This window comes from Achromobacter spanius (assembly GCF_003994415.1).
GTDB lineage: Bacteria > Pseudomonadota > Gammaproteobacteria > Burkholderiales > Burkholderiaceae_B > Achromobacter > Achromobacter spanius_C.
The window spans coordinates 4,182,477-4,208,052 of record NZ_CP034689.1 but is presented as its reverse complement, the minus strand read 5'-3'; the positions used below and the strand labels follow the sequence as shown (position 1 = coordinate 4,208,052).

Here is a 25,576-nt window from a genome sequence, read left to right as displayed (position 1 = left end):
GCACCTCAACCCAGATGGGCGACGAATGCGCCCTGGACCCAATGCAGCCGGGCACTTTCCAACGCCATGCCAGCGGCCAGTTGCTGCAGCACCGCCAGTGACAAGGGCGGCAGCAGTTCGCCATCAATGCAGGCGTCAAGCAGGCGCGCACCGTTTTCATGACGAGTGCAACGGCTGCGCAGTTCGTCGCGGGCGCTGGCGTCAATGATCAGGGGGGCGTCGAAACGCGTGGCGAATTGCGCGCGCAGGAGTTCCAGGCGGCCGTGGATGATCTGGTCCAGCACGTCTTCGTCAAGATACCGGTAGGGAACCAGTTGCATCCGCGCCAGCAACGCCGGTTTGAAGAAGGTGGCCAAGCGGGCGCGCAGCGCGTCTTCGGTCAGATCGGCAAGGTGGCCGTCCTGGTCGTCGAAGCCCAGGTTGGAGGTCAGGAAAAACAGGACGTTCTTGCAGTCGATCGGGCGTCCTTCGCCGTCGGCAAGCTCGCCTTTATCGAAGGCCTGGTAGAACAGGCTCATGACTTCGGGGTGTGCCTTCTCGACCTCGTCGAGCAGCACGATGGAGTAAGGCTGCCGCCGGATCGCTTCCGTCAGGACTCCGCCCTCGCCGTAGCCCACATAACCCGGCGGCGCGCCCAGCAGGCGCGACACTGTGTGCCGTTCCTGGAATTCGGACATGTTGATCGTGGTCAGGAACTGCCGACCGCCGAACAACGCGTCGGCCAAGGCCAGCGCGGTCTCGGTCTTGCCGACGCCGCTGGGGCCTACCAGCAGGAAGGCGCCGAGCGGTGTGCCAGGGCGGCGCAGGTCGGCGGTGGCCGTCAGCAGGTGCTTGTGAATGCGGTCAATGGCCATGTCCTGGCCTTTGATGCGCTGGCGCAGCACGATGGGCAATTGCGTCAGGCGGTCCATCTGGCCGCGGTTGATGGTGGTGGCGGGAATGCCGGTCCAGTCGGCAATGACCTGCGCAATCTGTTCGTGGCCAACATCAGCGTGCAGCAAGGCGCCGTCGCGTTGCAAGTCCGACAGTTCGGCCACCTTGCGGGCAAGTTCGTGGACGCCTTCGTCAGCAGGTTCGTGGGCAGGTTCGTGGGCAGGTTCGTGGGCTCCAGCCTGGGCGCCGTGTGTGCAAGCTTCGTCCTCAGCGTCATCCGGCAATGCGGCCCGCAAGCTGAGGATCTGGTCAACCAGCGCCTTCTGGTGTTCCCACGCCTGCCGCAGTTGCGCAATTCGTTCGGAGACGGCCTGGCCGTCGGCTTGAAGCGCGGTCATCCGGCGTGGATTCGGCTCGCGGCCCGCGCGCGCGTCGCGGCGCAGTTGCGTCAGTTCGGCGGCGATCTGCATGTGCTCGTGTTCCAGCGCCGTCAGGCGGCGTGGCGGTTCGGCCAAGGCGGTGGCGACGCGGGCGCTGGCGGTGTCCAGCACATCAATCGCCTTGTCGGGCAGTTGCCTGCCGGACAAGTAGCGCGCCGACAGGGTGACGGCGGCCTGCAAGGCATCGTCGCCGATGTAAACGCGATGCGCCTGTTCGTAGAGCTTGCGCAGGCCGCGCAGGATGTGGATGGCCTGCTCCTGCGTGGGCTCGTCCAGCTTCACCAATTGGAATCGGCGTGTCAGGGCGGGGTCTTTTTCAAAGTACCTTTTGTATTCAGACCAGGTGGTGGCGGCGATGGTGCGCAGTTCGCCGCGGGCGAGGGCCGGCTTGAGCAGGTTGGCGGCGTCGCTGCCGCCCGCCGCGTTGCCGGCGCCGATGAGCGTGTGCGCTTCGTCGATGAACAAAATGATGCGCTGCGCCGACGCTTTGACCTCATCGATGACGCCCTTGAGGCGCTTTTCGAATTCTCCCTTGACCGACGCACCCGCCTGGAGTGCCCCCAGGTCCAGCCCCCAGAGCGCAACGTGGCGTAGCGGCTCGGGAACGCGCTCTTGCACGATGCGCAACGCCAGCCCTTCAACGACGGCGCTCTTGCCCACGCCCGCGTCGCCCACGACGATAGGGTTGTTTTTTCGCCGCCGGGAAAGGATGTCGATCATCAGGTCGATTTCCGCGTCGCGGCACAACACCGGATCGATCTTGCCGGCGCGTGCCTGGGCAGTGAAGTCGTGCCCGTATTTCGCAAGCGCCGTATCCACCGGGTCCGCCGATGCCGCGGACGCGTGGGGCTCGGTGTCAGGTGATTCCGCGGTTTGTGCAAACAGCGATTGGAACGACTTTCGCAGCCCCTCGCGGTTGACGTTTTCGAACAGGGTGATCGCGGGCAGGGGCAGGTAGCGGCCCGCATTCAGCAGCGCCGCCAGCGCCAGGCTGCCACCGCGCAATCGCGGCTGCGCTAGCTCCAGCGAGCCGAGCAGCCAGGCTTCTTGCAACCATTCAATCAATAGCGGCGAGAACGTCGGGTACTGATCAGGCGCGGCGTCGTGGTCGCGATACGGCTTGGCGGCAGACAGCGCCTGTCGCACTGTGTCGGTGTCCAGACCGGCATGCGAGATCAGCACGCGCATGTCTGACAAGGGCGCGTCGACCAGCTTGTACAGCACATGTGCAACGGTGATCTCCGCGCAGTGCTGGCTGATGCACAGGCTGGCGGCTTCCTCTACGGCCTGACGGCAAATTGGGTTCAAACGATCTATCAGGGAAGAGAGATCAATTCTGATCATGATGCGCACACTTTCGAACAAAGCGGTAATCCGCAACGACACCATGCCTCGTCGTTTTTATCCATAGGAGGAATCAGAAAGCCGCTTGAATTGCGGCGAATACTGAGTTCCTTTGCGTGCGTTGACAAATGTTTTGCCGTTTTCGAAGTCGTCCTATTGCGACCACTCAGCCAGCCCTCTTAGCATCCTTGCTCCACTTGTCGCGGCAGCCCAGCGCGGCTTCCCCTGAGTCACAACAGGAGCTTTCATGTCGAAGAAAATGGTCTCCGTCGCCCCGCCGGAACGCATCAACATCAAGTACGTGCCCGCAACTGGCGACCAGCAGGCAGAGATCGAACTGCCTTTGAAAATGTTGGTCACGGGGGACTTCAAGGGCCATGCCGAGGAAACCGCCCTGGAAGAGCGGCAGACCGTGCGCATCGACAAGGACAGCTTCGATGACGTGATCGCCGAAGCCGGCCTGGCCTTGACGATGCAGGTGCCGTCGCGCCTGGGCGAAGCAGGCCAGGAAGACGACACGCTCAACGTGTCGTTGAATTTCAAGCGCATGAACGACTTCGCGCCCGATGCCATTGCGCGACAGGTGCCGGAATTGAACAAGCTGCTGGAATTGCGTGAAGCGCTTGTGGCGCTGAAGGGGCCACTGGGCAACGTGCCGGCGTTTCGCAAGCAACTGCAAACGCTGTTGGCCGATGACAAGGCGCGCATCGCGCTGGCCAAGGAATTGAACCTCGTGTTGGACAAACCGGCCGCCTGAGCCGTCATTCCATCCGCAATGCCAACCCGCAATAAAAGGATACGAGCATGAAGGCCCAAGCCGCCGCCAAATTGGAAGACAAACAGACGATCGGGTTGCTGGAGCAGATCATGGCCCAGACCCGCATCGAACCCAACCACGAAGGTTACGCGGTGGCCGAACGCGGCGTCGCGGCGTTCATTTCGGAAATACTCCGCACGCAAGAACCGCAGCAACAGGTCAACAAGCAGTTGGTGGACCAGATGATCGCGCAGATCGACCGCAAGCTGGGTTTGCAGATGGACGCCATTCTGCACCAGGCGCCCTTGCAAGAGCTTGAGTCCGCGTGGCGTGGCCTGAAGCTGCTGGTGGACCGCACGGACTTCCGCGAGAACATCAAGATCGAGATTCTTCACGTCACCAAGCAAGAGATGCTGGAAGACTTCGAGAGCTCGGGCGACATCACGCGCAGCGGCCTCTACAAGCAGGTATATACGGCGGGCTATGGCCAGTTTGGTGGCGAACCGGTTGCCACCATCGTCAGCAACTACACGTTCGGCCCCTCTTCTCCGGATATCAAGCTGCTGGCCTATGTGGCGTCGGTTGGCGCCATGGCGCATGCGCCGTTCCTGGCCGCCGCGGGCGCCGAATTCCTGAACATCAAGAGCTTCCAGGAACTGCCCAACCTGAAGGAAGTGCGCGACATCTTCGAAGGCCCGCGCTTTACCAAGTGGCGCGGGCTGCGCGAATCCGAAGACGCGCGCTATCTGGGGCTGACGATGCCGCGCTTCCTGCTGCGCCAGCCTTACGATCCCCTGGAAAACCCCGTCACCAGTTTCAACTACCGCGAGACGATCGACGGCGCCCACGAAAACTACCTGTGGGGCAACACGTCGTATCTGCTGGCCAGCCGCATCACCGACAGCTTCGCCAAGTATCGCTGGTGCCCCAACATCATCGGGCCGCAGTCGGGCGGCGCGGTCGACGATCTGCCCGTGCACCTGTACGAATCGCTGGGCCAACTGCAGGCCAAGATCCCGACCGAAGTGCTGGTGTCCGACCGCAAGGAATTCGAACTGGCCGAAGAGGGGTTCATCGCGCTGACCATGCGCAAGGACAGTGACAACGCCGCGTTCTTCTCGGCCAACTCGGTACAAAAGCCCAAGTTGTTCCAGAAGACCCCTGAAGGCCAGGCCGCGCAGACCAACTTCAAGCTGGGCACGCAGTTGCCCTACATGTTCATCGTCAACCGCCTGGCGCACTACCTGAAAGTGCTGCAGCGCGAGCAGATCGGAAGCTGGAAAGAGCGCCAGGATCTTGAGCGCGAGCTGAATACGTGGCTCAGGCAGTACATCGCTGACCAGGAAAGCCCGTCTGCCGACGTGCGCAGCCGCCGTCCGCTGCGCGCGGCCAAAGTGATGGTGCAGGACGTTGAGGGCAATCCCGGCTGGTATCAGGTGTCGCTGGCCGTGCGTCCGCACTTCAAGTACATGGGCGCCAACTTCGAACTGTCGCTTGTTGGTCGACTCGACAAGGAATAAGGAGCCCACAACATGCCCAGGTCGCGGGGACAAGGCAGTTTGTTCGAACGGCTGGTGCCGCACGCCGCGCCCAGGCGCACCCGCAGCCGGCACGAGCTTGCGGCCGAGCGTATCCACGCCATCAAGCGCCACCTGGAACGCATCTTGAACAGCAGGCGGGGTTGCTCAATGAGCAGCCCTGGCCTGGGTTTGCACGATTTCAACGATGCGGCAATGGGCAGTGCCGACCTGCTGTTGCACGTCAGCCAGGACATCCGCGCATCGGTGGCCGCTTACGAACCCAGGGTCAAGGTGCTGAGTGTGCATTCACGGCCTGACCCAGCCCAGCCGCTTAGCCTGAACTTCAGGCTTGAGTGTCTGGTGCCTGTCTTCAATCAGGAAGAACAGGTAGAGATAGACCTGGTGATTCACCATCAAGACCGGTATACGCGGGTCGTTTGACCGCGGTGCCACGGAGACGGGAAAACATGCCGCTGCGAGGAAAGTTTCGCGAAGAGATCGACTATCTTCGGCGGCTTGGGCGCGAGTTTGCGCGCGACAATCCGCAGTTGTCGCAGTTTCTTGGCGACGAGGCGGCCGACCCTGACGTGGAGAGGCTGCTTGAGGGCTTTGCGTTCCTGACGGCCAAGTTGCGTCTGAAGATTGAAGACGATCTTCCCGAACTGACGCATTCGTTGCTGCAACTGCTGTGGCCAAATTATTTGAGGCCCTTGCCCAGCGTAACCATCATGCGCTTCGATCCGGTTGAACGGGCCATCACGACGAGGCAAGTGATACCCAAGGGAACGCGCGTGCATTCCTTGCCGGTCGACGGAACACGGTGCGAATTCCGCACCAGCGCGGACGTGGTGATCTATCCGCTGGAGATCACGGACGTGAGCGACGCGCACACGCGCGAAAAGTCCATCATGCGCATCGACCTGGCGCCGTTGGCCGGCAACGCTATCGACTCGTTCGATTGCGACAGGCTGGATTTTCACTTGAGCGGCGACGACACCACCGCCATGACGCTGTATCTGTGGCTGTCACGCTATCTGGGCGAGGTCCGGCTTGAGGCTCAGGGCCAGACACGCCTGATCGCGCCACGCCAGGTGACATTTCCCGGATTTTCTCCTGAAGAATCACTGCTGCCTTATCCGAAGAATGTGTTCGACGGCTATCGCATCCTTCAGGAATACTTTATTTTTCCGCGCCGTTTCCTGTTCTTCAGCCTGAGCGGTCTGCGCTCGTTGTGGCCCGAAGGAACCACCCAGGATGTGCGCTTCGAATTCCATTTCACTCGCCCCATGCCCGCGGACATTCGTCTGCGTATTGGTGATCTTGCCTTGTACTGCGCACCAGCGGTCAACTTGTTCGAGCAGGATGCCGAACCCATCAATTTGAACGGGCGCGCCGTGGACCAACGGCTCATGCCGGGTGGGCATCGTGGCGACGCTTGCGAGATATTCAGCATCGACGAGGTCACCGGGTGGCAGCGCATCGCACAGGGGCAGCGCGGCCGATTTCTGCGGACCTTCCATCCGTTTGAGTCGCTGCAACACGAGATCGAACATGCACGCGGCCGTAACGTGCTGTATTACCGAAGCCGGATCGAAAACGCCATCGGCGAAGATGGCGTGGCGCATCGGATTGCGTTCATTCGTGGCGACGAGACCGACTACATCGACGAGGACGAAACGGTATCGCTGGCGCTGACCTGCACCAACCGTGACCTGCCCCTGGCGCTGGGCGTTGGCGACATCTGCGTGCAAACGCAGACCACTCCCACCTTCGCCACCTATAGCAACATCGTGCGTCCAACCCCGCCGTACCGGCCGGTGCTGGATGGCGCGCTGCAGTGGACCTTGATCTCGAACCTGTCGCTGAACTATTTGTCCTTGCTGTCGACCGAGCCCTTGAAGGCGGTGTTGCGCGCCTACGATTTCGCGGCGCTGCACGACATCCAGCATGCGCGCGCCGGCAGCAAGCGGCTGGACGGCATCGGCGACGCCGTCACGCAACCCACCGATCTGTTGATGAAGGGCCTGCCCATCCGCGGGCTGAAGACGCAACTGAAGCTGGACCCGTCCGCCTTTCTTTGCGAAGGCGACCTGTACCTGTTCGGCACGGTGTTGAGCCATTTTTTTGCCCTGTACGCCAGCATCAATTCCTTCCACTTGCTGGAAGCCACCAATACCGGTAACAACGAGCACTACGAATGGCCATTGCAGACCGGAAAACAACCGCTGATCTAGCGGATCGCTTGCTGGCCGATGCGAAGAACTACGACTTCTTCCGGTTGCTGGAGCAACTGCACGGCCTGCACGACGACGACCTGGAATCCCGGGACAGCCACGAGCCCGAGCGCCAGCGTGTGCGCCTGAGCAGCTACGCAGGCTTGGGCTTTCCCGCGTCCGACGTGGCGGTGGCCGAGCGCATGCCGGCTGGCGCCCGCACCGACTACCACGTACAGGCGACGTTCTTCGGCCTGCACGGCCCCGATTCCCCACTGCCTGGCCACTACCTGGACCGCCTGGCCTATGAGTACGGCCAGGGCGTGGGCATACGCCCGGCGTTCCTGGACTTCTTCAACCACCGCTTGCTGACGCTGCTGCATCAGGCGTGGCGCAAATACCGCTACTACGTGCGCTTTCGCCGCGAGGCGCACGACCGTTTCTCGCGCTATGTGTTCTCGATGGTGGGCCTGGGGGATGTCGAGTTGCGCGGCGCAACCCCCATTCCCTGGAGCCGTCTGCTGAGCTACGCCGGCGTGATCGCCAGCCGTAGTCGTTCACCGCAAGTCGTGGCAGGCATCGTTGCGCATTGCTTTGACCTGAGGCAGGTGCGGGTACGTGAGTTCGAACTGCGCTACATGCATGTGGCGACCGGCCAGCAGCTGCGTCTGGGGCGGCGTAATGGTGTCTTGGGTGACAGTTTCGTGGTGGGCGCGCGGGTGCGCACGCGCTACAGCAAATTCTCCATCGTCATCGGCAACCTGGATCAATCCCGGTTCCGCGAATTCCTGCCCAGCGGCGAGAACTTCGACAGACTGCGCAAGCTGATCGACTTCCTGTTGCGCGACCCCGCTGCCTACGACCTGGAACTGGGTCTGCGGCATGACCAGGTGCCGCCCTTCAATCTGGGGCGCGATACCGGCGCCCACCTGGGCTGGACCAGCTTCGTCCAGCACACGGCGGTGCGCCGGCCGTTCACTGTCCGAATCAAGGCCCGTCTATGACCTATCACGCAGCTTCGCCGTCTCATGATCCAAACCATTCGTCGTCGCCGCAGGCGCCGCAACCGCGACTGGCGCTGGTCGTCGCGAACCCCGGCGCGCTCGAGCACGGCAGTACGCCGCGCCATAGCTTCAGTGCCGCGGGTGGCACCATCGGCGACCAGGGCGCCGACTGGACACTGACGGACAAAGCGGGCCGAGTTGATGCCATTCACAGTGAAATCGTCTACGAGGATGCCGCCTTCTGCGTGGTGGACCGTAGTGGCATGACCCGCGTGAACGACGCCAACGCCCCGCTGGGACTAATGGTCGGCGCCCGGCTGCGGGAAGGGGATGTCCTGCACATTGGCCCCTACCGCGTGACCGTGCACCTGGACAGCCCGCATCAGGAACAGCTTGAGGCCTCGCGCCATCTGGCGCAGTACGAGCTGGATGAATTGTTGGAAGGCACGTCGGGCGGCCATGATGGCTTGCCCGCCGGGTCCTATGCCCTTGACGCCGATCCCGAGCCCCTTGTCTCGGATCGCGCGTTCGTGGCGCTAAGCGCGCCGTTCGATGTGCGTACCGACAACGACCCCCTGCGTGCGCTGGATGAGGCGGACCGCGCGGCCGCGCATGCCCCGGTACTGATGGAACCCTGGGACGTGCGGCGTGGTGGCGCCACAGCGCCCATCCAAGCCGATCTTGCCACGACCCGATTCGAAGCCTTTACGGGTTCGCCCTTGCCATTTTCCGGAGTATCTCCCATGCCGAAGTCAGCTGGAAAGCCGTCGACCCCCGCCTATCGCCTGAACAACAGGCAAGCCATGGTCGGTGACCCAAGCGAGGCGACCGAGCTGCTGATGCAGGGCCTTGAGGTGCCCTTGGGCCCCTTGGACGGGCAGGCGGGGCAGGCGCTGTTGCGCGAAGCCGGGCAGGCGCTGAGCGCGGCGATCAAGGGCATCGCCGAGGTCTACGCGGCGCAGGCTGGCGACGCGCAACCTCGCCGGTTGTTGGGCAGAAACCTGCAGCCCATTGAAGATAATCCTCTGCGGCTGGGTTTGGCTTACCCCGAAACGGTGCGGGCGATGTTCGCCAGCGACCGCAGCGTGGTGCATTTATCGCCCAAGGCCGCAATGGACGAAAGCCTGGCGCAACTGCGGGCGCACCATGGCGCGATGACGCAAGCCATCGAAGCCGGCCTGCAAGCGGTGTTGCGCAGCTTGTCGCCCGCTTTGCTGCTGCAACGCTTTGAACGCTACCGCCCCGAGCACGAACCGCTGGCCAACGCCAACGCCAACGACAGGGCCTGGCAGATGTACACGCACTACTACGAAGAATTGGCCTCGACACGCCAGCGCGGCTTCGAAAAACTGTTCTGGGATGTCTTTGAACAGGCCTATGACCGCGTGTTGCGGGCGGAGGCCGAATGAAGCGGCTTCTTCCCCTGCTGGTGTTGACGTCGCTGCTGGCGGCTTGCGGCTCGGTGGGCGATGTGCTGACCAAGACCGGCCAGATCCTGATGGATCCTTCCATCCCTATCGGGCCGCCGGACGAGCACCCATCGCTGGTGGGTTTGAGTCTGTACGCCGCGCCGGACGTGAACCCCAACCCCGCCAGCATGCCCGACGATGACGAAGCCGCCACCAGCGCCGCCGCGCCGTCCAACCGTGAAGCCGGTCCTTACGAGGTCAAGCTCAAAGGCGATGATCGTCAGGATCTGATCGAGAGCCTGCGCGGGCTGTTGGAGGAACTTGAAGAAGGGCGCCCGTCCCTGCATCCATTGCGGCGGGTGGACACGGGGCCGTCGACGATCTTGCGAGATCCGTCCGAGGCAGAGCCGGCGCCGCCCGCCGAGGAAGCCATCGTCACGCGGGACTTGACGCTGAAGCTGGGCGTGTCCAAGGATTACCTGCCCGGTCGCCAGTTCGGTTCGGGCCGGCAAGTGATCGAACAAGGATACTCGGGGGTGCCCTTGCCGGTGCTTGGCGGGCGGGCGGCGCCGGCGGCGCAAGGCGCGCATGACGTTTCCGCCGAGGAACAATCGGGATCGGATCCGGGGTCGGGCCTGGGCCTGGGCCAATACAGCCGGGCTCACAACCTGCCGCCCGACGAGCCCGCGCCGCCGCCGCGCGGCGCCGCCACGCCCATCGCCTTCAAGGTATTGCAGCTTAAAGATGATTCGCTGCTGCTCAACGTTGATCCGGTGCAACTTGCCAAGGACCTGAAGAAGGCGCTGGGCAGCACCTATATCACCGAGGAGGACTACGTGCTTCAGCCTGGCCAGTTCAAATTCATCGACTTCGCCCGCATCGACCAGGCCACGCGCTATGTCGCGATCGTGGCTGATTTTCACGACCAGAACGGCGCGGTGTGGAAGCAGGCATTCAGGCTGGAACCCAACGGCCGCCGTTACGCGCTGCTGATGACGCTGCACGGCAACCGCGTCGCCATCGTCGACGAAAGCTACCGCCCGCCGCAACCGAGACCCCAACCATGACTACACGCAATCCCGTCATCTGGAACGAGGGGCTGTTCGTCAAGCCTCAGCATTTCCAGCAGCAAGCCCGCGCCCTCGAACACCATGCCAATCAGCGCATTGGCGGCGTTAGCGAACATCTCTATGGGTTGAGCGAACTGGAGCTTAATCAGGAATACCTGAGCTTTGGCAAGATCGCCATTGTGCGCGCTCGCGGCGTGATGCCGGACGGCACGGTGTTCGACATTCCCAATGATCAGCCGCCGCCCGTGCCGCTGGCCGTCACCGACACCTCGTCCGTCAACCAGACCGTCTACCTGACGCTGCCGCTGCGTTCGGACGGGGTGCTGGAAGTGCAATGGCCGGACACCTACGCCAAGGCCCGCTACGTGACGCGCAGCGAAGAGGTGCGCGATACGCACAGCCAGGAAGGCGACTACGTGTCCATGGACCTGGCCGCGCCCAACCTGCAACTGACGCTTGAACGCGAAGACCGCAGCGCGTTTACGGGCGTGGCGCTGTGCCGGCTGATGGACCGCCGGCCCGATGGCAGCCTGCTGCTGGACGACGCCTTCTACCCCACCGGCATGTCGCTCAACGCCATCCCGCCGCTCAAGCGCTACCTGGGCGAGATCGCCGGCCTGATGCGCGAGCGTGCGAAGAACATCGCGGAACGCATTGGCTCGCCCGGCCAGGCAGGCGTGGCGGACGTAACCGACTTCAACTTGCTGTTGGTGCTTAACCGGCTACATCCGTGGTTCTCGCACCTGTCGCGGTTGCGACACGTACACCCCGAACTGCTTTACGTCGCCTTCAGCCAGGCTTGCGGCGAGTTGGTGACGTTTACTGACGAGGGGCGCTTGCCGCAGGAATTTCCGGCCTACCAGCACGATGACCCCAGGCAGTCATTCCGGATGCTGGAAGACACGCTGCGGCGAGCGCTCAGTACGGTGCTGCAACCGCGGGCGGTGTCGCTATCTATCGAACGTCAGCAATATGGCGTGCTGACCGCCGCCGTGCACGACCGCAGCCTGTACGCCGACGCGGACTTCGTTTTGGCCGTGCGCGCGCGCATGCCGCTGGACAGGCTGCGCCAGCAGTTCATGCAGCAAACCAAGGTGGCATCGATGGAAAAGCTGGGCGAACTCGTCAGCCTGCAGTTGCCCGGCATTCCCTTGCAACCGCTGCCCGTGGCGCCGCGCCATCTGCCGTTCCACGCGGGGTTCACCTATTTCCAGTTCGACCGCAGCCATCCTTCCTGGCAAATGCTGCGGGACACCGCGGGCTTCGGCATGCACATCGCCGGTGACTACCCCGAGATGGAATTGCAACTGTGGGCCATCAGGAGCCAATGAGATGAATACTCCCGCCACCGCCGAGCGCGTTGAGGCCCAATTCCTCCGAACCGGCGCCACCGCCGAGGTGATCGACAAGGCGCGCATCGGCTTTGACTCCATCGGCCATATCGACCGGGACGAAGACCTGGGTTTTCAGCTGCGCGGGCATGGCTACAACCCGCTGGTGGATGGGGCACTGCCTTTGTTCGGATTGGTGATCCGGCTGCGCGGGCTGGCTGAGTACCGCGACATTCAACACCTGTATGCCACCGTGCGCGACCAGATATCGACGCTTGCCGAGGAGATCCGGCAGTACGGCTATGACGGCGCCACACAACTGGCCTACCGCTACGCACTGTGCACGTTTATCGACGAAGCTGTGATGGGAACGGCTTGGGGGGCGCATTCGCCATGGGCTGAGCGCTCGTTGCTGAGCATCAACCATAGCGAAACCTGGGGCGGCGAGAAGTTCTTCACCGTGCTGTCGCGCATGATGATGGACGCAGCCCGGTACCGCGACGTGCTTGAGTTCAAGTATTTGTGCCTGTGCCTGGGCTTCAAGGGCAAGTACGGGCTACAGCACAACCAGAACGAGGCCTTGCAGGTCATCATCGTGAAGCTGCACCGCATGTTGCGCGAGTTGCGCGGCGAAACGCCGGAAACCCTGACAGACGCCAGTACCAACGTCGCGTCGCGCCGCTATCGGGTGGGTCGCCAATGGCCATGGTGGACTCCGTGGGCCGGTGCCGCGCTGTTGCTGGCGGGCGTTTATGCGGCCTTTGCGTTGAGCCTGGGCAGTACAACGGAAATCGTCCTGCATTCGCTGGACGGCATCTTGAAGAACTGAATGAAACGCTGCCTGCGTTCGACCAAGGCACCTCCGGGTTTCGGCGCGTGGGCTATCGAACCGTGGTCGAGCCCGCTTTGGCGCGCGCGGCCCTGTTTTCCGATAGGCGCATTTTCCAGCAGCAGTCCGTGGCGTGCCGCACGGCCGGGGGACCCCACCTCGCATGGCGGCGTCGTGTTGGAGGCGTCGTGTTGGAGGCGTTTGAAAACACGAACCTGAACGGCAAGCCGGTCGCATTGAATGGCATGAAGACGGCCTGCGGCGCGAGTTTGATCGCGACGGGGCCCAAGGGCAATGTGCAGTGACCCATGACCTCTACACGAAGTGACCCGAATGAAGGCGCCTATATCAAGGCACCTATATGAGGTGCCTCTGAAAGAAGGCATCCGAATGAGGGGCCGGATGCCCTTGGACCGCGCATGACGCCCCCGCCTCGGCGAAGCGAGTACACTTGTCCGCCGTTTTGCTTTCAGCCCCAGAATTCTCCATGATCTCCACTGCATGCGGCGTCGACTTCGGCACGTCCAACTCCACCGTAGGCTGGAGCCGCCCCGACCAGCGCGCGCTTCTCGCCCTGGAAGACGGCAAGACCACTTTGCCGTCGGCCATTTTTTTCCACGATGAAGACGCGGAGGTCAGTTATGGCCGCGCCGCGATTTCCGACTATCTGGCGGGTTATGACGGGCGCTTGATGCGGTCGATGAAGAGCCTGCTGGGCAGCTCCTTGATCGATGGGTCCACGGAAGTCCAGGGGCGTTCGATTCCGTTTCGCGTGCTCTTGACCCGCTTCATCGCCGAATTGAAGCGGCGCGCCGAAACAGCCGCCGGTCGCGATTTCACGCGGGCGGTGTTGGGCCGGCCGGTGTTTTTCGTTGATGACAACAAGGCCGCCGACCAGACCGCGCAGGACACGCTGGGCGAAATCGCGCGCGATGTAGGGTTCACCGACATCGAGTTTCAGTTTGAACCCTTGGCAGCCGCGTTTGACTATGAATCGCAGATTGACCGCGAGGAATTGGTGTTGGTTATCGACATCGGCGGCGGCACGTCGGACTTTTCCTTGATCCGCCTGGGGCCGGGCCGCGCCGCCAAGGCCGATCGGCGAGACGACATCCTGGCTTACGGTGGGGTGCACATCGGCGGGGTGGATTTCGACAAGCAATTGAGCCTGGCGCACGTCATGCCGCTGCTGGGCTTGGGCAGCCAGTTGCGCAGCGGCAAGGATGTGCCGTCAACCCAATACGGCAACCTGGCCTGCTGGCACACCATCAACCAGGCGTACACGCGCAAGGCCGCGGAGCATTTTGCGTATATTCGTGCCGAAGCCGGCGACCGCGACAAGATCGACCTGTTGCTGAACCTGGTGAAGCAGCGCGCCGGCCACTGGGTGGCGGTGCAGGTGGAAGAGGCCAAGATCGCGCTGTCGGAAAGCCCGTCGGCGCGCATCGATCTGTCGCGGATCGCGCCGGAATTGGCGGTGGACGTGACGCGCCCGTCATTCGATGCCTGCGTGGGCCGCTTGATCGAAAAGGTCGAGACCACGGTGGGCGCATTGTTGCGCGATGCGGGCGTGTCCACCGCGGATGTGGATACGGTGTTCTTTACGGGCGGCTCCAGCCGCGTGCCGCGCTTGCGCGAGACCGTATCGGCGCTGGTGCCGGGCGCGCGTAGCGTGGAAGGCGACCTGTTCGGCAGCATTGGCGCCGGCCTGGCGCTGGACGCCAAGCGCAAGTTCGATTGAGCCATCGGCAGGGCGCAAGACGTGTAGTGGCGGAGGGCCGGTGGCGGACGGCCGGTGGCGGACTGCCGCTGTCGGACTGCCGCTGTCGGTCGGCGATGGTAAGCTGCAAGGCTTGCCCGAGGCGGCCTGCCGCTTGCCTCTTTCAATAGACTAAGACGCCGTCATGACCCGCCCATCCGCTGAAAGCGATACGCATCTTGTTGAAACGCTGGTGACCCGCGAAGCGCCGTTTGAAGGCAGTTTCCTGAAGGTTCGCCGCGACATCGTCAGCCTGCCCAACGGCAACACCGCCACGCGCGAATACATCGTGCATCCAGGCGCCGTCGTGGTGATCCCCTTGCTGGACGATGGCAGGGTGCTGCTTGAACGCCAATTCCGTTATCCCATCGGGCGCGTCATGACGGAGTTTCCGGCCGGCAAGCTGGATCCGGGCGAAGATCCGCTGGTGTGCGGCAAGCGCGAATTGCTTGAAGAAACCGGCTATACCGCCGACCAATGGGCGCATGCCGGCGCCCTGCACTTGGCCATCGCCTATTCCACTGAAATCATCCACATCTTTTTCGCGCGCGGCTTGCGTGCCGGACCGCGGCAGTTGGATCAGGACGAGTTCCTGGACGTGATCAGCGCAGACCCCGCCGAGCTGCTGGCGGCATGCAGCAAGGGCGAGGTCACCGACGCCAAGACGCTGACCTGCGTGCTGTGGATGCAGAACGTGCTGTCAGGCGCCTGGAAGCTGGACTGGCAGGACAACGCCGCCTAGGGCGTCGTCCGGACCCGTCGTCATCATGGCCGTGTTTTCCATTCTGATCGAACCGGCGGGCCTGCGCATTGACGCGGAAGCCGGCAGTTCGGTGCTGCTTGCGGCGCAGGCGGCCGGCATCAAGCTGCCCAGTTCTTGCCGCAACGGTACCTGCCGTGCCTGTATGTGCTTGATGCTGGAAGGTTCCGTGACGTATTCCGTTGAATGGCCGGGGCTGTCGCGGGATGAAAAGGAAGAGGGCTGGATCTTGCCCTGCGTGGCGCAGGCCACGTCCGCGCTGACGATCCAGGCGCCGCTAGCCGCACCGATAGCACCCACCGCGCCGGTTGTGCGCCCGCTGACCGGGGCACGCCGCTAAACGTTGCGCGGGGTTGGCCACCAGATGCGCGGATGGATGCGCCACAAGATTCTCCACTAGATTCGCCACTAAGCGCGTCGCTGAGCACGGCCCGGGCCAAGCGCGGCCAGGGGCAAGAGCGCGGCCGCCATCCCTATCGCCATACCCACCGTCATACCCAGCACCAGGCCGGCAAATATCGTCGCGCCCGCGCCTTGGGCCATCGCCATCACCACGCCCAGCCTCGCGCCCAGAATCATGCCGATGACCATGAACCCGGCGCAGAGCACCCGCTCGGTCAACGGCGGCGCGCCGGGCCAGGGCGCCAGGGCGGCCAGCGCCATGGCGGCGCTGGTGACGGGCATGAGCACGGCATGCCGCCACGCCATGTCCAGCAAGCCGCCCGGCGCGCCGCATTCGCTGGCCAGCAAGGCGGCGGGGGTGTGACGGGTGTCGATCAGCAGGCCGATCAGCATGGCCGCCACGCAGGCAAGCCATGGGCCGGCTATCGCCCGCAGCCGCCTAGCCGCAGGCGTGGCAGTTCGCGGAGGAGGCGTGATCGTACTGGTCATGATGACGCACCCAATCGCCCAAGTTGAAGTTCGGACCGTTTTCGTTGCGGCCCATCGGGGCGAAGTCCAGATAGTTATAGGCCCCCACCAACTTTTCCACGCCACGTTCAAAGGCGGAATACGTCAGGAAGATGTCGCCGCCTGGATCGCGGAAAAAGGCGCTGGCGCCAGGCCGGTCTTCAATGCTGCCGTTGGCTTGGGGCACGGATGCGTGCATGTCGCCATTGAAGTCGCAACCTTCGGAAGACAGCCAGGTAAAGCGCCAGCCCATGCGCCGCTTGAAGGCGTTCAGTTTGGCCAGCGGCGCGCGCGATACGGCCACCACGCTCACGTCATGATGGCGCAGATGCACCAGCGCGGCGTCCAGGTGGTCGGCCAGGAATGAGCACCCCACGCAACCTTCGTCCCAGTCGGGCGCATACATGAAGTGATAGATGATCAACTGGCTATTGCCGCCGAACAGGTCGGCCAGGCCCAGCGGCCCCTGTTCACCTTGAAACTGGTAGCGCTTTTCGACCCGCATCCAGGGCAGGGCGAGGCGGTCGCGCATCAGCGCGTCCTGGCTGTGGGTCAAGGCTTTTTCGCGGGCCAGCAGGGCTTCGCGGGCGGCTTCCCATTCGGGGCGGGATACAACGGCGTGATCAGTGTGCATGGTGCGTCTCCAAGGGACGGGCCCTGAGTCCCGCCAAGGGGCGGGCCTTGCGACCCGTCTGTGGGGCAAGCGGCCAGTCAGGCCGAGCTTGCCAGGTGGCCTGCCAGCCGATCCATGGCGCCCGCCCAACCGGTTTCGTGGCCGTCGCGGGTGGCTTGATCGACAAACGGAGTTTGCAGGAAGGCCAGCTCGGTGCCGCCCTGCACGGGGGTGAATTCAAGCGTGATCAACGACGTTTCATCCGGCGTATCGCGCCATGCCCAGGTGAACACCAGGCGGCGCAGCGGTTCGACCTCCCGGTACTTGCCGCTGGCGTAATGCGCCTGGCCGTCCTCGGTCACAAAACCCACCTGATAGGCGCCGCCCACGCGTACATCGGTGTCAGCCTGCAGCACGCGCTGGGTGCCGGCGGGGCCAAACCATTTCATCAGCGCTTGCGGGTCGGTCCACGCACGCCAGAGCCGGTCGGCGGTGGCGGTGAAGCGTCGGGTGAGCCGGAGCTCGATGGGGGTTTTGCCGTGGGCGGCGTTGGGGCTTGGGTTGTGGCCGGGGGCGGTGGACATGGGTGGATCTCCTCGTCGTGATACAGGTAGCGGGCCAGTGAATCCAGTTGGCCGGTCCAGAACTTTTCGTAACGCGCCAGCCAGTCGGATGCCGCCTGCATGGGTTGGGGCGACAAGGTGCAACTGACCACGCGGCCGTCCTTGGCGCGTGCGATCAGGCCCGCGTCTTCCAACACGCGCAGGTGCTTCAGAAAGGCCGGCAGGGACATCGCGTGGGGGCGAGCCAATTCGCTTACCGTCGCGGTGCCCTGTTCCAGGTCCGCCAGCACGCGGCGGCGAGTGCCGTCGGCCAGGGCAGAGAAGACGCTATCCAGCGTGTCGTCATTTAAGTTAACCATAAGGTTAAGTATCGGCCCGCGACAAAGCGGGCGTCAAGACGGTGACGTCAGGAATTTCCCTAGGTCTATTTGCCGCGCGGCTTGATGATGTCGCAGGCGGCTGCGCGTTCGCTCGTCTGGGCGCCGAAGCCCAGCAGCGCCTGCGCCCCGCAGACCGAGCCGAACATGCGCTTGCTGTCGTGCCCCACGCCGCCTACTTCGAAGCTGCTGTGATGTAGCGGCACGGGCTTGGCGCCGCGGGCGGCCAGCACATGTTCGTATTGCACGTAGCCGGTGCCACGGGCCAGGCGGGTGGCGCCCTGCGCCTCGGCGCCGCAGGTCTTGTCCAGCAGGCGGTGTTCGGGGTTGTTGTCCGCGCCGCCCAACAGGTAGGTGACCTCGCGCGCCGCATAGCGCACGAACAGCCGGCTGTCGTCGGCATCGCCCGCGTAGGCGGGCAGCTTGTCGGTGCCGTACTTGTATTGGTTGTAGGTGGGGCAGATGCCGCGTTCGTAGCGGGCGTAGCCCTTGCCGTCGGCACGCGGCCGCTCGTTGGTCAGGTACAGGTAGGACGATGGGTTGGCGACCACGTAGCGCAGCGACAGGCCGTCGCGCCGCAGCGTGCCGTCGATATTGTTCAGGATGGCGTAGCGGTGCACCAATTGGGCGCCTGCCGAATGGCCGGCCAGCACGATGCCGGCCAGTGTGGGCAGGCGCTTGCGGTCGTCCAGACTGCCCAGCAGATCATCCAGCACCTGAAAGGACGTAACCGGGGCGGGCCGCCCGCTGGCTTTGACGCTTTCGCCCCCGTCTTCCCAGCCGGCTTTGCGCCATGCCACCATGCCGCCAAACCCGGAGTCGATCGAGCCAGAGAAGCGCGGCGCCAAAATCAGTGTGTTGCGCGCCCGGTCCGGGTTGTGCACGAGTAATTGCGCGACGGTTTCGTAGTAGCGGTCGGCATCCCGCTTCACCCCGTGCACGACGATCACGACCTGCTTGATGTCGCGCAGCTCGTCTTTCGCCAGGTTGCGATTGGCGTAGACCGGGATCTTGTAGCGACGGCCCGGCTTGCCCAGTTCCACCGTTTGCCAACGCAAGGGCGCGGCTCGTTGCGGGGTGGGCACGGGCTCGTCGTAGTCGTAGGGCGGGGGCAGGGGGGTCTGGGCATGCGCGGCCCAGGGGGCCAGCATGGCGGCCAGCACCAAGGCGGCGCGAAGACGCCGCGCAGGGGCCGGGCGCGTGGCCCCTGCCGCAGTGTGGGACAAGAAAGAAGCGGGCGCGCGGTGCATGGCGCGTCGGGCGTTCAGCAGCTCTCTTGGCCCAGCAGTTGCTTCAAGGCGGGCAGGTCCAGGATGCGGACTTCGCGCTGATTGATCTTGATCAGGCCCTCGCGCGCAAAACGAGAGAACAATCGGCTGACGGTTTCAAGGGTGAGGCCCAGGAAGTTGCCGATTTCTTCGCGGCTCATGCGCAGCACGAACTCGGTGGACGAATAGCCCAGCGAGGCATAGCGCTGCGACAGGTTCAGCAGGAAAGCCGCCAGGCGCTGTTCAGAGCGCATCGAACCCAGCGACGCCAGCATTTGATGCGAGCGCGTGATTTCGCGGCTCATCAGGCGGCGGAACTGTTGTTGCAACGACGGCAGGTGCGAGGCGACGCGGTCCACCTCGTTCAGGCGGATGACGCACACCTCGGAGTCTTCCAGCGCCACGGCGGCCGACACGTGTTTGCCTTCCAGCATGCCGTCCATGCCGACGATTTCGCCGGGCAGGTGAAAACCGGTGATCTGGATCTGACCAGTGGCATCTTCCAACTGCGTCTTGATGCTGCCAAAGCGCACGCCATAGACGGCGTCAAGCGGATGGTCCAGCGAATACAGCATCTTGCCTTTTTCCAGGCGCACGCGCTCTTGCACCAGTTCGTCCAGCTTTTCCACTTCGGCGGCAGCCATGCCCACGGGCACGCACACGTGGCCCAACATACACGTGGAACAGTGGGCGGCATCCGGGGCGACAGGAACCCGTTTTTGCATACGATGACCTTTATAGTGCCCGGCGCGCCGGGAAGGCGCGCACGGGTGTACAAGCGTGAAGACAAAATCCATTGTAGTCGGTTGTTACTACGGGTGTCTTACGTGCCGGGGGGCGCCGGACGCGCTTGCCGGTAGGCGATCCAGTCGTCTTCCGAAATGTCCACGGCCGACGCCCGATGCGCTGGATCAATCGGATAGTACTGGCAACGGAGCTCGCGGGCATCCTCGCGGGTACCCTCAAGGGGCGTTTCCAGCCGCGCGGTGATTTCGCGGCGCACGAAGCAGCACGGCTGTCCGGGGACGTATTCCTCGATGTCGTCCATCAGGGCGATCAGGGCCGGGTCCACGCGATAGACGTCGCCGCGCACCCGCCGCCCGTCGGCCACGGGGATCAGTCCCGGCCATTGGCCGAAATCCACCAGCATGCCCGGCACCGTGGCCCGGCCCAGCCATTGGGCCGCGGGCAGCCCGCGCCGGGCGGCGGCTTGCGCCAGATCATTGATTTCGCCTGCGCGTAGGGTGCCGTATACAAAAACGTATATGCTCATAAATCGGTTCTTCAAGCCGTAAAAGCCCAGCACGTCGAAGCAAACCATGGGGCGGCAGGTGTTGAAATTTTCTCATCCGGCCGCATATTCAGGATATCGAGCCAGCCGGCACGTATCGGTCAGGCTCTTCAACAAGCCAAACGACCATTATGCGATTCGACAAACTAACCACCAAGTTCCAGCAAGCCCTGGCCGACGCTCAAAGTCTGGCCGCCCGTAACGATCATCCCTATATCGAGCCCGTGCACGTGCTGTCGGCATTGCTGTCCGATCCGGACAGCGGCGCAGGCAGCCTGCTGGCGCGCGCCGGCGTGGCGGTGAACCGCCTGCAGCCCGCGCTGGAAGCCGCCATGAAGTCCTTGCCGCAAGTGCAGGGCGACGACAACGTGCAGGTGGGCCGCGACTTGAACGCGGTGCTGACCCGCACCGACAAGGAAGCCGCGCGCCGGGGTGACACCTACATCGCCAGTGAACTGTTCCTGCTGGCGCTGGCCGACGACAAAGGCGAGGCCGGCCGCATCCTGCGTGAAGCGGGCCTGCAGAAAAAGGCCTTGGAAGCCGCCATCGACGCCGTGCGCGGCGGCGAAAACGTGTCGGGCGCCGAAGGCGAGTCCAACCGCGAGGCCTTGTCCAAGTACACCCTGGACCTGACCGAGCGCGCTCGCCAGGGCAAGCTGGACCCGGTGATCGGCCGCGACGACGAAATCCGCCGCACCATCCAGATCCTGCAACGCCGCACCAAAAACAATCCGGTCCTGATCGGTGAGCCGGGCGTGGGCAAGACCGCCATCGTCGAAGGCCTGGCGCAGCGCATCGTCAACGACGAAGTGCCCGAGACCCTGCGCGGCAAGCGCGTGCTGTCCCTGGACCTGGCCGCGCTCTTGGCCGGCGCCAAGTTCCGTGGCGAATTCGAAGAACGCCTGAAGGCCGTGCTGAAAGAACTCGGCCAGGACGACGGCAGCAACATCGTCTTCATCGACGAGCTGCACACCATGGTCGGCGCGGGCAAGGCCGAAGGCGCGATGGACGCGGGCAACATGCTCAAGCCGGCGCTTGCGCGCGGCGAACTGCACTGCATCGGCGCGACCACGCTGGACGAATACCGCAAGTACATCGAAAAAGACGCAGCTCTTGAACGCCGCTTCCAGAAGGTGCTGGTCGACGAACCCGATGTGGAATCCACCATCGCCATCCTGCGCGGCTTGCAGGAACGCTATGAAATCCACCACGGCGTTGAAATCACCGACCCGGCCATCGTGGCGGCGGCAGAGCTGTCGCACCGCTACATCACCGACCGCTTCCTGCCCGACAAGGCCATCGACCTGATCGACGAAGCCGGTGCGCGCATCCGCATGGAAATCGATTCCAAGCCGGAAGTGATGGACAAGCTGGACCGTCGCATCATCCAGTTGAAGATCGAGCGCGAGGCCGTCAAGAAGGAAACCGATGACGCCTCCAAGCGTCGCCTGGGCGTCATCGAAGACGAGCTGGAAAAGCTGCAACGCGAATACAACGACTTCGAGGAAATCTGGAAGGCCGAGAAAGCCGCCGTGCAAGGCACCCAGGCCATCAAGGAAGAGATTGACAGCGTGCGCGCCGAAATGGCCGAACTGCAACGCAAGGGCCAGTTCGACAAGCTGGCCGAACTGCAATACGGCAAGCTGCCTGACCTGGAATCGCGCCTGAAGGCCGCCGAAGTGGGCGCCGAGCAGGCCGCTGAAAATGCCGAGGGCGACGGTAGCCGTCCGCGTCTGTTGCGCACCCGCGTGGGCGCGGAAGAGATCGCCGAAGTGGTGTCGCGCGCCACCGGTATTCCGGTGTCCAAGATGATGCAGGGCGAACGCGAGAAGCTGCTGCAGATGGAGGACTTCCTGCACAAGCGCGTGGTGGGTCAGGACGAGGCCGTGCGCCTGGTGTCCGACGCCATCCGGCGTTCACGCGCCGGTCTGGCGGACCCGTCGCGGCCCTATGGTTCGTTCCTGTTCCTGGGCCCCACCGGCGTGGGCAAGACCGAGCTGACGCGCGCGCTGGCTGAATTCATGTTCGACTCGGAAGACCACATGATCCGCATCGACATGAGCGAATTCATGGAGAAGCATTCGGTGGCGCGGCTGATCGGCGCGCCCCCGGGATACGTGGGCTACGAAGAGGGCGGCTACCTGACCGAAGCCGTGCGCCGCAAGCCGTACAGCGTGGTGCTGCTGGATGAAGTTGAAAAGGCGCACCCGGACGTGTTCAACGTGCTGCTGCAGGTGCTGGACGATGGCCGCCTGACCGATGGCCAGGGCCGCACGGTGGACTTCCGCAATACGGTGATCGTGATGACGTCCAACCTGGGCTCGCATCACATCCAGAGCCTGGCGGGCCAGCCGTATGACGTGGTCAAGGAAGTGGTGTGGGGCGAACTCAAGGAAACCCTGCGCCCCGAATTCCTGAACCGCATCGACGAAGTGGTGGTGTTCCACGGGCTGGAAGCGCAGCACATCGAGTCCATCGCCCGCATCCAGTTGCGCCGGCTGGCCGCGCGGCTGGAAAAGCAGGAAATGCGGCTGGAGGTCACCGAACCGGCGCTGGCCGAACTGGCCCGCTCCGGCTTCGATCCGGTGTTTGGCGCACGCCCCTTGAAGCGTGCGATCCAGCAGCAGATCGAAAACCCGGTGGCGCGCCTGATTCTGGAAGGCAAGTTCGGGCCTCGCGATGTGGTGCCGGTGGATTGGCAAAACGGCGAATTCATCTTCACCCGAACCTTGCAGTAAGCAGAACCCGCGGTAAGCAAAAAGCCTGGCATTTTTCAATGCCAGGCTTTTTTTTGTGCCGCGTTCTGGGCGGCGGGTTTACCGACGGGGTTTACATCACTGCGCGACGGTCACGAACACCGGATTCGAATAGAACCACAGGTCGTTGTAGTTGCGCGCATTGATGGCGTTGAAGCGCGCAACGTTATCGGCCAGGTCCACCTTGGCGTCAGGCAGCGGTTCGCCGGCCGCGGTTTCCCCGGCCACGTCCACGCCCAGATTGGTGCCGCGCAGGCGCAGGTACTGGCTCTTGTCCGCCGTCACCGTGGTCTTGATGACGTTGTAGCCGTCGGCGTCCACCGTCCAGTCGGCGCGCGTAAAGCGGGCCAGCACGCGCGTGGACGGGTTGGTGTCGACGTCGTAATCGGGCGTGCCGGCGGCGGCGCGCGGGCCGATGTCGCCCACGATCAAGTCCACGTGGTTGACGGTGGGCTTGACGTAGGTGGGGTTGCCGCTTTCGATGGGGTATTCGTAGTTGTTGCTGTCCGGGCTGCGAAAGCGGATGGTGACTTCCACCTTTTCGCCCTTCGCTGCTTGCAACTCGCCGCCCATGTGCACGGTGCCGGCCGCGCCTTGCGCCTGGAAGTCCAAGGCATCGATCAGGTCGCCGAACACGCCGAACACGCGACCGCTTTTCAGGCCGGCCATCACCGCCGCCATGTTGTCGCCGTCTTTCCATACGTGCGTCTTGGCGTATTCGCCGGGCGCGTAGCCCGAGCTATACAGACCCGAGGCCGTGCGGAAATGGAAGTCGGAATCCGCTACCGTCCAGATGCGCCGACCTTCGCCGAGCAGCGCGTCCCAGGTTCCGCCCAGATTTGCCACCAGATAGTCCACGCCGCCATAAGTGCGGTTGGGCAGGAAACCGGCGGTGTAGGCCTCGGCGTAGCCGCCGCGATCCGGTTCCATCTGATTGCCGACCATGCCTTCGATGGCGAAGAAGACGTTGGGCGCCAGGTCATTCATTTCACGCAACTGCCCCACGGTGTACTTGCCCGCATAGCGCGACGGGTGGTTCAGCAGCATGTAGCTGTCGGGATGCTTGTCGCGCAGCCACTTCAAGGCCGCCAGCGAATCCGCATGCGTGGTGTAGGCGCGGGTTTCGCCAGACAGGCGCGACACCAGCAGGGGGTCGAACAGCGCGGGGGCGCGGTTGGTGAACAGGTATTCGAATTCGGCGACGGCCTCCAATGACTTGGCTGACAGCGGGTCATCCGTGCCGATGCCGATGTTGACGTGGTCATGCGTCGGCATGTCCCATTCGAACGACGAGAAAATGATCTTGCCGGCGTAGCGGCCGGCGGCCTGCGCGGTCTTGATGAAGGGCACTTCATACAGGGCCATGCCGGTGGAAAACGCAATGGGGCCGCCGGCCAGCGTCGTGCCGGTATGGTCGCGCGCAGAGAGGCGCAAATGGTTCGATAGCGCGGCCCAATCCAGCTTGTAGCGGTCGAAAGCCTGATCCAGCGCGCTTTCCAGGCTGACTTGCGCGTCGTCCGATTGGTAGGTATGCACGTGCAGGTCACCCGCGCTCCAGGCTCCGGTTTCGACCGGCGTGGGGGCAGGCTCCGTGACGATCGGGGGCGAGGGCTGGGCGACGGCGTCATCATCGTCATCGCTACCGCATGCGCTCAACAGGGTGACGCAAGCCAGCGACAGGGGCATGATGGCCCGGCGCAAGCGGGATACTTCGAACTGCATGGACACACTCCAACGTCGGGCGGCCTACGAAGGCAGGCCGCAAAACGCCGAACTATGCCGGTGGCGGGTGACGCAGCCATGACAGCGCCGCGTCAGCCGGGCCGCTACGGTTTGGGCGTTCGCGCCTCGCTCAGGGCCTGCTGGACGATGGCCCGGGCGGTCCAGCGCACCACGTCGGTCACGGCAGGCAGGTCCAGGTTCCAGATGTCCTTCAAGACGAGGAACACTTCGGTGCCGTAAACCAAGGACAGGGCTTGCGCCACGCGGTCCTGCTGCGCCGCCGACAGCTCTGAGGCCAACGGCGCGATGGCGCGCCGCAGGATGTCGACCCGATGGCCGCGCACCAGCCTGGGTTCGGCGCCGGCCTTGCCAGCGCTGGCCTCGGCATGTTGCTGTAGCGACACCATGATGGCGGCGCGCAACGGGGCCTCGTGCGAGGCCAGCCTGGGGTAGGCGAACCGCAGCAACTCATCGACGCGGGTGGCGGCGTCGGGTGCGTCGGAGTTCCAAGCCAGGATGGGGCCCAGACTTTCGTCGACCACCGCCGCGATCAATGCGCTTTGGCTGGGGAAGTAGCGATACGCGGTTGCCCGCGAAACGCCGGCATGTTCCGCCAGTTCCGCGACAGACGGCGTGATGCCCTGCGCCATCAACTGCTGGGCGGCATCCAGCAAGATTTTTCGCATGCGCGCGCGCGGGCCGTGCGGTGGCTCGCCGCTGGCCGCGGCCTGTCGGCTGGCAGGCGCGATCAGGCGGGCCTCGGCGTCC

Annotated in this window: 24 protein-coding genes; 14 read left to right on the top strand and 10 right to left on the bottom strand. The window is 63.9% G+C overall.

The window, feature by feature from the left end; genetic code table 11:
- Window positions 1-5 precede the first annotated feature (5 nt).
- Entirely contained in the window at window positions 6-2,657 is a 2,652-nt protein-coding gene (tssH, locus tag ELS24_RS19165; protein ID WP_127185048.1) for a type VI secretion system ATPase TssH, read from the bottom strand.
- A gap of 247 nt (window positions 2,658-2,904) precedes the next feature.
- On the opposite strand from tssH, the gene tssB reads away from it, so the two are divergent.
- The 13 genes from tssB to ELS24_RS19100 all read left to right on the top strand — a co-directional run bounded on the left by tssB (window position 2,905) and on the right by ELS24_RS19100 (window position 15,649).
- On the top strand, window positions 2,905-3,414 hold the full coding sequence (gene tssB, locus ELS24_RS19160; protein ID WP_127185047.1) for a type VI secretion system contractile sheath small subunit: 510 nt from the start codon (window positions 2,905-2,907) through the stop codon (window positions 3,412-3,414).
- Window positions 3,415-3,461: 47 nt separating this feature from the next.
- On the top strand, window positions 3,462-4,934 hold the full coding sequence (tssC, locus tag ELS24_RS19155; RefSeq protein WP_127185046.1) for a type VI secretion system contractile sheath large subunit: 1,473 nt from the start codon (window positions 3,462-3,464) through the stop codon (window positions 4,932-4,934).
- Window positions 4,935-4,946: 12 nt separating this feature from the next.
- Window positions 4,947-5,375, top strand: coding sequence for a type VI secretion system baseplate subunit TssE (gene tssE / locus ELS24_RS19150; RefSeq protein WP_050445120.1), 429 nt, complete (start codon window positions 4,947-4,949; stop codon window positions 5,373-5,375).
- 26 nt (window positions 5,376-5,401) lie between these two features.
- Window positions 5,402-7,168 carry a type VI secretion system baseplate subunit TssF gene (gene tssF, locus ELS24_RS19145; protein ID WP_127185045.1) on the top strand — a complete coding sequence of 589 codons (1,767 nt, stop codon included), beginning with the start codon at window positions 5,402-5,404 and terminating at the stop codon, window positions 7,166-7,168.
- Window positions 7,132-8,151, top strand: coding sequence for a type VI secretion system baseplate subunit TssG (tssG, locus tag ELS24_RS19140; RefSeq protein ID WP_127185044.1), 1,020 nt, complete (start codon window positions 7,132-7,134; stop codon window positions 8,149-8,151). The genes tssF and tssG overlap by 37 nt, the downstream gene beginning before the upstream one ends.
- A complete protein-coding gene (tagH, locus tag ELS24_RS19135; RefSeq protein ID WP_127185043.1) occupies window positions 8,148-9,560 on the top strand; it encodes a type VI secretion system-associated FHA domain protein TagH in 1,413 nt (470 codons plus the stop codon). Before tssG ends, tagH begins: the two co-directional genes overlap by 4 nt.
- Complete coding sequence (gene tssJ / locus ELS24_RS19130; protein WP_127185042.1) at window positions 9,557-10,627, top strand: type VI secretion system lipoprotein TssJ; 1,071 nt, start codon at window positions 9,557-9,559, stop codon at window positions 10,625-10,627. The genes tagH and tssJ overlap by 4 nt, the downstream gene beginning before the upstream one ends.
- Window positions 10,624-11,961, top strand: coding sequence for a type VI secretion system baseplate subunit TssK (gene tssK / locus ELS24_RS19125; RefSeq protein ID WP_127185041.1), 1,338 nt, complete (start codon window positions 10,624-10,626; stop codon window positions 11,959-11,961). Before tssJ ends, tssK begins: the two co-directional genes overlap by 4 nt.
- Window position 11,962: 1 nt before the next feature.
- Window positions 11,963-12,790, top strand: coding sequence for a type IVB secretion system protein IcmH/DotU (gene icmH, locus ELS24_RS19120; RefSeq protein WP_083447218.1), 828 nt, complete (start codon window positions 11,963-11,965; stop codon window positions 12,788-12,790).
- Between the two features lie 47 nt (window positions 12,791-12,837).
- Window positions 12,838-13,095, top strand: a complete 258-nt coding sequence (locus ELS24_RS19115; RefSeq protein WP_127185040.1) for a PAAR domain-containing protein — start codon at window positions 12,838-12,840, stop codon at window positions 13,093-13,095.
- 182 nt (window positions 13,096-13,277) lie between these two features.
- Window positions 13,278-14,531 (top strand): Hsp70 family protein, encoded by a 1,254-nt coding sequence (locus ELS24_RS19110; protein ID WP_127185039.1) that lies wholly within the window; start codon window positions 13,278-13,280, stop codon window positions 14,529-14,531.
- Window positions 14,532-14,694: 163 nt separating this feature from the next.
- The gene (locus tag ELS24_RS19105; RefSeq protein WP_127185038.1) at window positions 14,695-15,291 is read left to right on the top strand and encodes an NUDIX domain-containing protein; all 597 of its coding nucleotides are present in this window, start codon (window positions 14,695-14,697) and stop codon (window positions 15,289-15,291) included.
- A 25-nt stretch (window positions 15,292-15,316) separates the two neighbouring features.
- On the top strand, window positions 15,317-15,649 hold the full coding sequence (locus ELS24_RS19100) for a 2Fe-2S iron-sulfur cluster-binding protein (protein WP_127185037.1): 333 nt from the start codon (window positions 15,317-15,319) through the stop codon (window positions 15,647-15,649).
- Window positions 15,650-15,717: 68 nt separating this feature from the next.
- On the opposite strand, the gene ELS24_RS19095 is transcribed toward ELS24_RS19100, so the two are convergent.
- From ELS24_RS19095 to ELS24_RS19065, 7 genes are all read right to left on the bottom strand, one after another.
- Window positions 15,718-16,104, bottom strand: a complete 387-nt coding sequence (locus ELS24_RS19095) for a hypothetical protein (RefSeq protein WP_127186396.1) — start codon at window positions 16,102-16,104, stop codon at window positions 15,718-15,720.
- A 46-nt stretch (window positions 16,105-16,150) separates the two neighbouring features.
- Window positions 16,151-16,852 carry a DUF899 domain-containing protein gene (locus ELS24_RS19090; protein WP_127185036.1) on the bottom strand — a complete coding sequence of 234 codons (702 nt, stop codon included), beginning with the start codon at window positions 16,850-16,852 and terminating at the stop codon, window positions 16,151-16,153.
- 77 nt (window positions 16,853-16,929) lie between these two features.
- Entirely contained in the window at window positions 16,930-17,358 is a 429-nt protein-coding gene (locus tag ELS24_RS19085; protein WP_127186395.1) for an SRPBCC family protein, read from the bottom strand.
- Window positions 17,280-17,753 carry an ArsR/SmtB family transcription factor gene (locus ELS24_RS19080; protein WP_127185035.1) on the bottom strand — a complete coding sequence of 158 codons (474 nt, stop codon included), beginning with the start codon at window positions 17,751-17,753 and terminating at the stop codon, window positions 17,280-17,282. The genes ELS24_RS19085 and ELS24_RS19080 overlap by 79 nt, the downstream gene beginning before the upstream one ends.
- Before the next feature lie 65 nt (window positions 17,754-17,818).
- Window positions 17,819-19,021: a hypothetical protein gene (locus ELS24_RS19075; RefSeq protein WP_127185034.1), complete on the bottom strand. Its 1,203-nt coding sequence runs from the start codon at window positions 19,019-19,021 to the stop codon at window positions 17,819-17,821.
- Window positions 19,022-19,035: 14 nt separating this feature from the next.
- Window positions 19,036-19,764, bottom strand: a complete 729-nt coding sequence (locus ELS24_RS19070) for a helix-turn-helix domain-containing protein (RefSeq protein WP_050445140.1) — start codon at window positions 19,762-19,764, stop codon at window positions 19,036-19,038.
- Window positions 19,765-19,862: 98 nt separating this feature from the next.
- Window positions 19,863-20,312 (bottom strand): gamma-glutamylcyclotransferase family protein, encoded by a 450-nt coding sequence (locus ELS24_RS19065; protein WP_050445378.1) that lies wholly within the window; start codon window positions 20,310-20,312, stop codon window positions 19,863-19,865.
- 149 nt (window positions 20,313-20,461) lie between these two features.
- Between ELS24_RS19065 and clpB the strand changes: the two genes are divergently transcribed.
- Window positions 20,462-23,068 (top strand): ATP-dependent chaperone ClpB, encoded by a 2,607-nt coding sequence (clpB, locus tag ELS24_RS19060; RefSeq protein WP_050445141.1) that lies wholly within the window; start codon window positions 20,462-20,464, stop codon window positions 23,066-23,068.
- Between the two features lie 96 nt (window positions 23,069-23,164).
- Here the strand turns inward: clpB and ELS24_RS19055 are convergent, their stop codons facing one another.
- A complete protein-coding gene (locus ELS24_RS19055) occupies window positions 23,165-24,808 on the bottom strand; it encodes an S-layer protein (protein ID WP_127185033.1) in 1,644 nt (547 codons plus the stop codon).
- Window positions 24,809-24,912: 104 nt separating this feature from the next.
- The gene (locus tag ELS24_RS19050) at window positions 24,913-25,560 is read right to left on the bottom strand and encodes a TetR/AcrR family transcriptional regulator (protein WP_050445379.1); all 648 of its coding nucleotides are present in this window, start codon (window positions 25,558-25,560) and stop codon (window positions 24,913-24,915) included.
- Window positions 25,561-25,576 lie beyond the last annotated feature (16 nt).